This is a genomic window from Sphingopyxis soli, assembly GCF_018682675.1.
Taxonomy (GTDB): domain Bacteria; phylum Pseudomonadota; class Alphaproteobacteria; order Sphingomonadales; family Sphingomonadaceae; genus Sphingopyxis; species Sphingopyxis soli.
Map to the genome: position 1 here is coordinate 20,328 of NZ_JAFMTR010000014.1, position 8,234 is coordinate 28,561.

8 protein-coding genes are annotated in these 8,234 nt (G+C 66.1%); 6 read left to right on the top strand and 2 right to left on the bottom strand.

Translation table 11 applies throughout. The annotated features are described in order from the left end of the window. Positions 1-4: 4 nt before the first annotated feature. Genes J1N50_RS02015 through J1N50_RS02025 form a run of 3 tightly spaced genes read left to right on the top strand, consistent with a single transcriptional unit; the run spans position 5 to position 2,926 of the window. Positions 5-868 (top strand): cytochrome b/b6 domain-containing protein, encoded by an 864-nt coding sequence (locus J1N50_RS02015; protein ID WP_215349845.1) that lies wholly within the window; start codon positions 5-7, stop codon positions 866-868. Further along, entirely contained in the window at positions 865-1,644 is a 780-nt protein-coding gene (locus J1N50_RS02020; RefSeq protein ID WP_215349849.1) for a molybdopterin-dependent oxidoreductase, read from the top strand. The genes J1N50_RS02015 and J1N50_RS02020 overlap by 4 nt, the downstream gene beginning before the upstream one ends. 43 nt (positions 1,645-1,687) lie before the next feature. Continuing rightward, a complete protein-coding gene (locus J1N50_RS02025; protein ID WP_215349852.1) occupies positions 1,688-2,926 on the top strand; it encodes an SAM-dependent methyltransferase in 1,239 nt (412 codons plus the stop codon). Here the strand turns inward: J1N50_RS02025 and J1N50_RS02030 are convergent. Beyond that, the gene (locus J1N50_RS02030) at positions 2,914-3,351 is read right to left on the bottom strand and encodes a DUF1801 domain-containing protein (protein ID WP_215349854.1); all 438 of its coding nucleotides are present in this window, start codon (positions 3,349-3,351) and stop codon (positions 2,914-2,916) included. The genes J1N50_RS02025 and J1N50_RS02030 overlap by 13 nt on opposite strands. Before the next feature lie 116 nt (positions 3,352-3,467). Between J1N50_RS02030 and J1N50_RS02035 the strand changes: the two genes are divergently transcribed. The 3 genes from J1N50_RS02035 (at position 3,468) to J1N50_RS02045 (ending at position 6,822) form a co-directional block, all read left to right on the top strand. Continuing rightward, positions 3,468-4,685, top strand: a complete 1,218-nt coding sequence (locus tag J1N50_RS02035; protein ID WP_215349857.1) for an argininosuccinate synthase — start codon at positions 3,468-3,470, stop codon at positions 4,683-4,685. Positions 4,686-4,858: 173 nt separating this feature from the next. Further along, positions 4,859-5,869, top strand: coding sequence for a threonine aldolase family protein (locus J1N50_RS02040; protein ID WP_204993664.1), 1,011 nt, complete (start codon positions 4,859-4,861; stop codon positions 5,867-5,869). After that, positions 5,866-6,822 carry a DMT family transporter gene (locus J1N50_RS02045; RefSeq protein ID WP_215349860.1) on the top strand — a complete coding sequence of 319 codons (957 nt, stop codon included), beginning with the start codon at positions 5,866-5,868 and terminating at the stop codon, positions 6,820-6,822. Before J1N50_RS02040 ends, J1N50_RS02045 begins: the two co-directional genes overlap by 4 nt. Here J1N50_RS02045 and murA read toward each other — a convergent pair. Next, positions 6,819-8,102, bottom strand: coding sequence for a UDP-N-acetylglucosamine 1-carboxyvinyltransferase (murA, locus tag J1N50_RS02050; RefSeq protein ID WP_215349863.1), 1,284 nt, complete (start codon positions 8,100-8,102; stop codon positions 6,819-6,821). The two genes, J1N50_RS02045 and murA, sit on opposite strands and share 4 nt — an antisense overlap. Positions 8,103-8,234 lie beyond the last annotated feature (132 nt).

Consider the following 8,234-nt stretch of genomic DNA (forward strand, 5'->3'; position numbering starts at 1 on the left):
GGATATGGCCGAAGCTGACTCCCCCGACGTTCCCCCGGCGCCGGTCCCGGAAAAGCCCGCGCCGGTGCGCGTCTATCGCCACCGGCTGCCGACGCGCATCTGGCATTGGGTGAATGCGGTGACTCTGCTCGTCATGCTGATGAGCGGGCTGATGATCTTCAACGCGCATCCACGGCTTTACTGGGGGCAATATGGCGCGAACCCCGATCGGGCGTGGTTCGCGATCGGGGCGACCGCCGACACCGGCTATGTCCGCTTCGGCGAGACGCGGATCGAGACGACCGGCGTGCTCGGCCGCTGGACCGATGCCGAAGGCGAGGAAAAGACGTGGGCTTTTCCGGGCTGGGCCACGATCCCCACCAGCTACGACCTCGCGGCCGGAAGGCGCTGGCACCTGTTCTTCGCTTGGGTGCTATCGGCCGGTCTGGCGCTCTACATGGTCTGGAGCCTGCTTGGCGGGCACGTCCGAAGAGATTTGCACGTCCGCCGCGCCGAATGGTCGCCGCGGCACATCTGGGACGACATCAAGGATCATGCGCGGCTGCGCTTTCCGCGGGGCGAGGCGGCGGCGCGATACAATATCCTGCAAAAGCTCAGTTATATCGGGGTGATTTTCGGCCTGTTGCCGCTGATGATCTTCACCGGGCTCACCATGTCGCCGGGAATGGATGCGGCATGGCCATGGCTGCTCGACCTGTTCGGCGGGCGCCAGTCGGCGCGTTCGATCCATTTCATTGCGGCGTGGTTGCTCGTCCTCTTCTTTCTCGTGCATATCCTGATGGTGATCCTCGCGGGGCCGATCAACGAGGTGCGCTCGATGATCGGTGGCTGGTTCACGCTGCCGCCCGAGAGGGAGAGCGAGGCATGAGCGGCGTCCTGCTGCCGCGCCGCCAGCTGATCGCACGCGCGGGCGGGCTCGTCGCGGCGGCGGGCGCGTTGCCGCTGCTGTCGGGTTGCGACGCGATCAGCGAGGCGCCGGCGGTGCGCAAGATATTGTCGATGGGCGAGGAGATGAACCGCGCCAGCCAGCGTGCGCTGATGGACCGCGATGCGCTGGCGCGCGAATTCACCCGCGCCGACCTGTCGCCGGTGTTCCGCTCGAACGGCACGAAGCTGCCGGATGGCGCAGCCTATGCCGCCCACGCCGCGACCCGCTTCGCCGATTGGCGCATTGCCGTGTCGGGCCTCGTCGCGCGGCCGCTGTCGCTGTCGATGGCCGACATCCGCGCGATGCCGCAGCGCACGCAGATCACCCGCCACGACTGCGTCGAGGGGTGGAGCGCGATCGGCGAGTGGACGGGGCCGCAGCTCCGCCGCATCCTTGAGGCGGCGGGGGTGAAGGACCGCGCGCGTTACATCGTGTTCCGCTGCGCCGACCGGATCGACGACGCGCTTTATTATGAAAGCTGCGACATGGTCGATGCGCTCCACCCGCAGACGATCCTGGCCTGGGCGATGAACGGCGCGGTGCTGCCGATCGCCAACGGCGCGCCGCTGCGCCTCAGGATCGAACGGCAGCTCGGCTACAAGCATGCGAAATATCTGACCGGGATCGAAGCGGTCGCCAGTCTCGACCATATCGGGGCGGGCAAGGGCGGTTTCTGGGAAGATCGCATTGATTATGAATGGTATGCCGGTATCTAGGGGATAGCGGGGCGGCAGATGCAATGATGATGAGGTCGCACTTTTGTCCATACTCAGCCCGTTTCTTTCGCGCGTTATCCATCGCGGCAGGCTGACCGTCATCGACCCCGACGGCGGGGCCGAGACCTTCGGCGCGCCCGCGCCGGGCTTTCCCGAAGTCAGCGTCCGCTTTGCGACGCGCCGCGCGATGCGGCGCGTGATCCTCGACCCGCGGCTCGGCGCGGGCGAGGCCTTCATGGACGGCGAAATGGAAATTGCCGAGGGCGACATCATGGGCCTGATCGGCCTGCTCCGCATGAACACGCCATGGGATCGCGGCGCGAAGCTCAAGGACAAGACGCGCCTCGGCCAATGGGGCGACTGGGTGAAGACGCGGCTCGGCTCGATCAACCGGCAGCGCCAGTCGCGCGCGAATGTCGCGCATCATTACGACATCGGCAACGATCTCTACCGCCTCTTCCTCGACCGCGACATGCAATATAGCTGCGCCTATTGGCCGCGCGAGGGCATGACGCTCGACGAGGCGCAGGAGGCCAAGAAGGCACATATCGCTGCGAAACTCGCGCTGCGGCCGGGCCAGCGGATCCTCGACATCGGCTGCGGCTGGGGCGGGATGGCGATCACGCTCGCGAAATTGGAAGCGGTCGAGATACTGGGGATCACCCTGTCGACCGAACAGCTCGAGCTCGCGCGGCAGCGCGCCGAAGAGGCGGGGGTTGCCGACCGGGTTCGCTTCGAGTTGATCGATTATCGCGACCTTGCGGCGCGCGAGACCGGCGGGTTCGACCGCATCGTTTCGGTCGGCATGTTCGAGCATGTCGGCGCGGCAAATTTCGCCACCTTCTTTCGCGCCTGCGCAAACCTGCTCACCGCCGACGGCGTGATGCTGCTCCACACGATCGGGCGGTTTGGAAAGCCGGGCGCCACCGACGCCTTCACGCGCAAATATATCTTCCCCGGCGGTTATATCCCCGCGCTCAGCGAGACGCTCGCGGCGAGCGAGAAAAGTCGGCTGATCGCGACCGACATCGAAACGCTGCGGCTGCATTATGCGCTGACCCTGCGCCAATGGTACGCCAACACGCTGGCGCACGAGGCCGCGATCGTGGCGATGATGGGCGCGCGCTTTTTCCGCATGTGGTGCTTCTATCTCGCCGGCGCGACCGCGGCGTTCGAAAGCGGCGGCATGGGCAATTACCAGATACAATTCGCGCGCAGCCGCCACGCGCTGCCGCTGACGCGCGACTATATGGGCGAGGCGGAAGGGCGCTACGTCGGATAGCGCTCGTTCATTACGTCCCAGCTCAACTCGACGAGCCGTTCGAGAACCGCCGGATCAACGTCGGCGAGCTTGTTGATGTAGAGACAGACCTTGCTGGTCTTGTGCTTGCCGAGCGCCGCGAACAGCGCGTCGGCTTCGGCCTGCCGGTCGCCGTAATCTTCCATCAGATAGAGCGTGATCGCGGCCTTACGCGGCGAAAAGCCGGCGCGGCACATCGTCCCCGAATGGCCGCTGTCATATTGATAGTCGTAGCTGCCATAGCCGATGATCGACGGCCCCCACATCTTCGGGTCGAGACCCGTCACGAGGCGGTACATCGCGTCGACGACCGGCGCCTCTTCGCGGCGCCGCGCGTCGGGGAGCGCGGCAATGAAGTCGGCTACGCTGATCTCGGTGGCTTTGGTCTTGATCTCGGTCTTGCCCATTGCTCCTCTCCCTTTGCGAGAGCCTATTCTGTTCGTCCGCGGCCGCCAAGCCGGTTGCGCCTTCGGCGGCGTACTGCTAGCCGCGCCCGCGTCTTTCCCTCGCCAAAGGTGCCATCATGTCCGAGTCCTTCAAGCGCGTCGTCCTCGCCTATTCGGGCGGCCTCGATACCAGCGTGATCCTGAAGTGGCTGCAGGTCACCTATGGCTGCGAGGTGGTGACCTTCACCGCCGACCTCGGGCAGGGCGAGGAGCTGGAGCCCGCGCGCGCCAAGGCCGAGCTGATGGGGATCAGGCCCGAGCATATCTTCATCGACGACCTGCGCGAAGAGTTCGTCCGCGACTTCGTCTTTCCGATGATGCGCGCCAACGCCCGCTATGAAGGCGATTATCTGCTCGGCACCTCGATCGCGCGCCCGCTGATTTCGAAGCGGCTGGTCGAGATCGCGAAGGAAGTCGGCGCCGACGCGGTCGCGCACGGCGCGACGGGCAAGGGCAACGACCAGGTGCGCTTCGAGCTGAGCGCTTATGCGCTCAACCCCGATATCAAGGTGATCGCGCCGTGGCGCGAATGGGACCTGACCAGCCGTACCGCGCTGATCGACTTTGCCGAGAAGAACCAGATTCCGGTGCCCAAGGACAAGCGCGGCGAAAGCCCGTTCTCGACCGACGCGAACCTGCTGCACACCTCGTCGGAGGGCAAAGTGCTCGAAAACCCGTGGGACGAGACCCCCGATTATGTCTATTCGCGCACCGTCAATCCCGAGGATGCGCCCGACACGCCCGAATATATCACGATCGATTTCGAGCGCGGTGACGGCGTCGCGCTCAACGGGCAGGCGATGTCGCCCGCGACGCTGCTGGCCGCGCTCAACGATCTTGGCCGCAAGCACGGCATCGGCCGTCTCGACCTTGTCGAGAACCGCTTCGTCGGCATGAAGTCGCGCGGCATGTACGAGACCCCGGGCGGCGAAATTTATGCGCGTGCCCACCGCGGCATCGAAAGCATCACGCTCGACCGCGGCGCGGCGCACCTCAAGGACGAGCTGATGCCGAAATATGCCGAGCTCATCTACAACGGCTTCTGGTTCGCGCCCGAGCGCGAGATGCTCCAGGCGGCGATCGACCTCAGCCAGGAAAAGGTCAGCGGCACCGTGCGCCTGAAGCTCTACAAGGGCAACGCCAGCGTCGTCGGCCGCAAGTCGCCGAACAGCCTCTACAGCGAACGCCATGTGACCTTCGAGGACGATGCCGGCGCCTATGACCAGAAGGATGCGGCGGGCTTCATCAAATTGAACGCGCTGCGCCTGAAGCTGCTGGCGAAACGCGACCGCTGATCCTTCTGCGAGCCGCGCGGCAAAGCGCACCTCGGCCGACTCCACCGCTTATGCGGAACATCGGCGCGACGGTCGAATGCGGGAAGTGGGAGGACGATCCGCTCGATCCGGCGGACGAGCCCCAAAATATTAACGCGTTAGCGCGATCGCGATTCCTGCGCTAAGGGCGCGGCATGACCGCGCTCCGCTTCTTTTCCGACAATGCCGCCACCGTCCACCCCGCGGTGATGGAGGCTCTGGCCGCCGCCAATCATGTCGACACCGCCTATGACGGCGATGCGCTCAGCCAGTCGCTCGATGCGGCCTTTTCCGACCTGTTCGAAACCGACTGCGAGGTCGTATGGATCGCGACCGGGACGGCCGCGAACAGCATCATCCTGGCGCATTTCGTGCGGCCTTGGCAGGGTATCCTCTGTTACGAGGAAGCGCATATCGAGGTCGACGAGTGCGGCGCTCCGACTTTCTATTCGGGCGGTGCGCAGTTGATGACGCTGCCCGGCGCGGGAGCGAAGATCGATGCCGAGGCGCTGAGGAAACGGATCGCGGGTATCCGCAAAGACGTCCATCAGGTTCAGCCCGCCGCGATCAGCATCACCAACGCGACCGAATATGGCCTCGCCTGGCGTGCGAGCGAAATCGGCGCGATCAGCGAGGTCGCCAGGGCGAGCGGGATGAAGCTGCACATGGATGGTGCGCGCTTCGCCAATGCGGTGGCGTTCCTCGGCTGCTCGCCCGCCGACGTCACCTGGCGCGCGGGGGTCGATGCGCTGTCGTTCGGCTTCACCAAAAATGGCGCGATGATGGCCGAGGCGCTGGTCTTCTTCGGCGGCAGCGGCGGCGCAGGGGTGCGCGAACTCAAGAAACGCGGCGGACATCTGTTGAGCAAGGGCCGTTTCGTCGCGGCGCAGATCCGCGCGATGCTGAAGGACGATCTCTGGCTTGCCAACGCGCGCGCCGCGAACGCCGGCGCGGCCGCGCTCGCGGCGGCGTGCGGTCCTCGGCTGATGCATCCGGTCGAGGCGAACGAGCTGTTCGTGCGGATCAGCGCCGAAGAGGCGGCGGACCTTCGCGCGCAGGGTTTCGATTTCTATGACTGGGGCGACGGCGCGATCCGCCTTGTCGTGAGCTGGGATCAGGATGCCGCTGCGGTCGCGCCGCTGGCGGCAGCCATCGCCGGGCTATGAGCGCGCAGCCGACGACGCTGCTTTCGCCACGCGTCTTTCTGCCCTTCGCGCTGGTCACATTGATCTGGGGATCGACGTGGATCGTGATCAAGGGGCAGTTGGGAGTCGTGCCGCCGAGCTGGTCGGTGACCTATCGCTTCGCGGTCGCCGGGGCGGCGATGTTCGCCTTTGCGGCGATGCGGCGCGAGCCAGTGTGGCTGGAGCCGCGTGCGATGGCCTTTGCCGCGGTCCTCGGGCTGGCGCAATTCGCCTTCAACTTCAACTTCGTCTATCGCGCCGAACAGCATATCACCTCGGGGCTGGTCGCAGTGCTGTTCGCGCTGCTGATCGTGCCGAACACCTTGCTCGGGCGCTTGTTTCTGAAGACGCCGCTCGAACGCCGCTTCCTTGCCGGTGCGGGGATTGCGATCGTCGGCGTCGCGCTGATGATCCTGCACGAATATCGCGCCGCGGCTTTGGGGGCGGACGAGGTGATCATGGGGACGCTGCTGACGCTGGCCGGTGTGATGAGCGCGTCGACCGCCAATGTGATGCAGGGGACCGGCATCGCACGGGCGCAATCGATGGTCGTGATGATTGCATGGGCGATGCTTTTCGGGGCGCTCGCCGACGGCAGCTATGCGTGGATCACGACCGGGCCGCCGGTCGTCGAGAAGACGGGCGTCTATCTGGGCGGCATACTCTATCTGGGCATCATTGCCAGCGCGGTGACTTTTCCTCTCTATTTCAACGTCATCCGTGCGGTCGGGCCGGGGCAGGCCGCGTGGTCGAGCGTGCTGATCCCGATCATCGCGATGGGGTTTTCGACGGTGTTCGAGGGCTATCGCTGGGCACCGCTGTCGATCGCGGGCGGCGTCGTGGCGTTGATCGGCCTGGTGATTGCGGTCGCGAAACGGCCCCAGCGGCCGTCAGTCAGCGGCAACATGGTGTCGGTGCCCGTCGACGCGGATTAGCCCGCGCTGATCCGTTCGATATCGGCGCCGACCGCCTGCAGCTTCTCCTCGAGCCGCTCATAGCCGCGGTCGAGGTGATAGACGCGGTTGACCTCGGTCTGGCCCTCGGCCGCGAGACCCGCGATGATCAGGCTCATCGAGGCGCGGAGGTCGGTCGCCATCACCGGCGCGCCGATCAGACGATCGACGCCGCGGACGATCGCGGTGCGGCCCTTGACCTGGATGTCGCAGCCCATGCGCGCCAGCTCCGGAACATGCATGTAGCGGTTCTCGAAAATGGTCTCGGTGAACAGCGATGCGCCGGTGCCGAGCGTCGCCATCGCCATGAACTGCGCCTGCATGTCGGTCGCGAAGCCGGGGTAGGGTGCGGTCGACAGCGTGACCGGTTCGGCGCGGCCGTCCATCGCGACGCGGATCCCGCCCTTGGTCGCCTCGACCGTCGCGCCCGCTTCGCGGAGCGCGGTGAGCGTGGCTTCCATCTCGTCCGCCTTCGCGCCGACCAGCTCGACATCGCCCTGCGTGATGACGGCGGCGCAGGCATAGCTGCCCGCCTCGATGCGGTCGGCCATCACGCGGTAGGTCGCGCCGTGGAGGCGGTCGACGCCCTCGATCGTCAACGTCTCGGTACCGATGCCGTCGATATGCGCGCCCATCGCGACAAGGCAGTTGCAGAGGTCGACGATCTCGGGCTCGCGCGCCGCATTTTCGAGGACGCAGGTGCCGTCGGCGAGCACCGCCGCCATGACGGCATTTTCGGTTGCGCCGACCGACACGACGGGGAAGGTGAACTTGCCGCCCTTGAGCCGTCCGCCGGGCGCGACGGCCTTTACATAGCCGGAGGCAAGCTCGATCTCGGCGCCGAAGGCTTCGAGGGCTTTCAGATGCAGGTCGATCGGGCGGTTGCCGATCGCGCAGCCGCCGGGAAGCGACACCGTTGCCTCGCCCGCGCGCGCGAGCAACGGCCCCAGCACGAGGATCGACGCGCGCATCTTGCGGACGATGTCATACGGGGCGACGGTCGAGGTCAGGGTGGTCGCGCGCGCCGTCATTACGCGGCCGAAATCTTCGGGCCGCGAGCCCTCGATCGTCGTCGAGCAACCAAGCTGGTTGAGCAGGTGGCCGAAGCCGTCGACGTCGGCGAGGCGCGGCAGGTTGCGCAAGGTCAGCGGCTCGTCGGTGAGCAACGCGCAGGGTAGCAAGGTCAGGGCGGCATTCTTGGCGCCGGAGATGGGGATACGGCCCTTGAGTCGCTGGCCACCGCGAATGACGATTTGATCCATGCGCGGTCTTTAGCGGATGCGCGGGGGTGTGCAAGCGGGGCGGTGGGGGCGGGGCCGAGGAATGTCGGCTTTCGACCGGTTGTTGCCCCAAGATCCTCCCCGCTTGCGGGGAGGGGGACCGCCGAAGGCGGT

Coding starts and splice junctions, on each gene's coding strand:
- J1N50_RS02035 (WP_215349857.1), top strand. CDS start 3,468: ATGTCCGAGTCCTTCAAGCGCGTCGTCCTCGCCTATTCGGGCGGCCTC.
- murA (WP_215349863.1), bottom strand. CDS start 8,102: ATGGATCAAATCGTCATTCGCGGTGGCCAGCGACTCAAGGGCCGTATC.
- J1N50_RS02045 (WP_215349860.1), top strand. CDS start 5,866: ATGAGCGCGCAGCCGACGACGCTGCTTTCGCCACGCGTCTTTCTGCCC.
- J1N50_RS02030 (WP_215349854.1), bottom strand. CDS start 3,351: ATGGGCAAGACCGAGATCAAGACCAAAGCCACCGAGATCAGCGTAGCC.
- J1N50_RS02015 (WP_215349845.1), top strand. CDS start 5: ATGGCCGAAGCTGACTCCCCCGACGTTCCCCCGGCGCCGGTCCCGGAA.
- J1N50_RS02040 (WP_204993664.1), top strand. CDS start 4,859: ATGACCGCGCTCCGCTTCTTTTCCGACAATGCCGCCACCGTCCACCCC.
- J1N50_RS02020 (WP_215349849.1), top strand. CDS start 865: ATGAGCGGCGTCCTGCTGCCGCGCCGCCAGCTGATCGCACGCGCGGGC.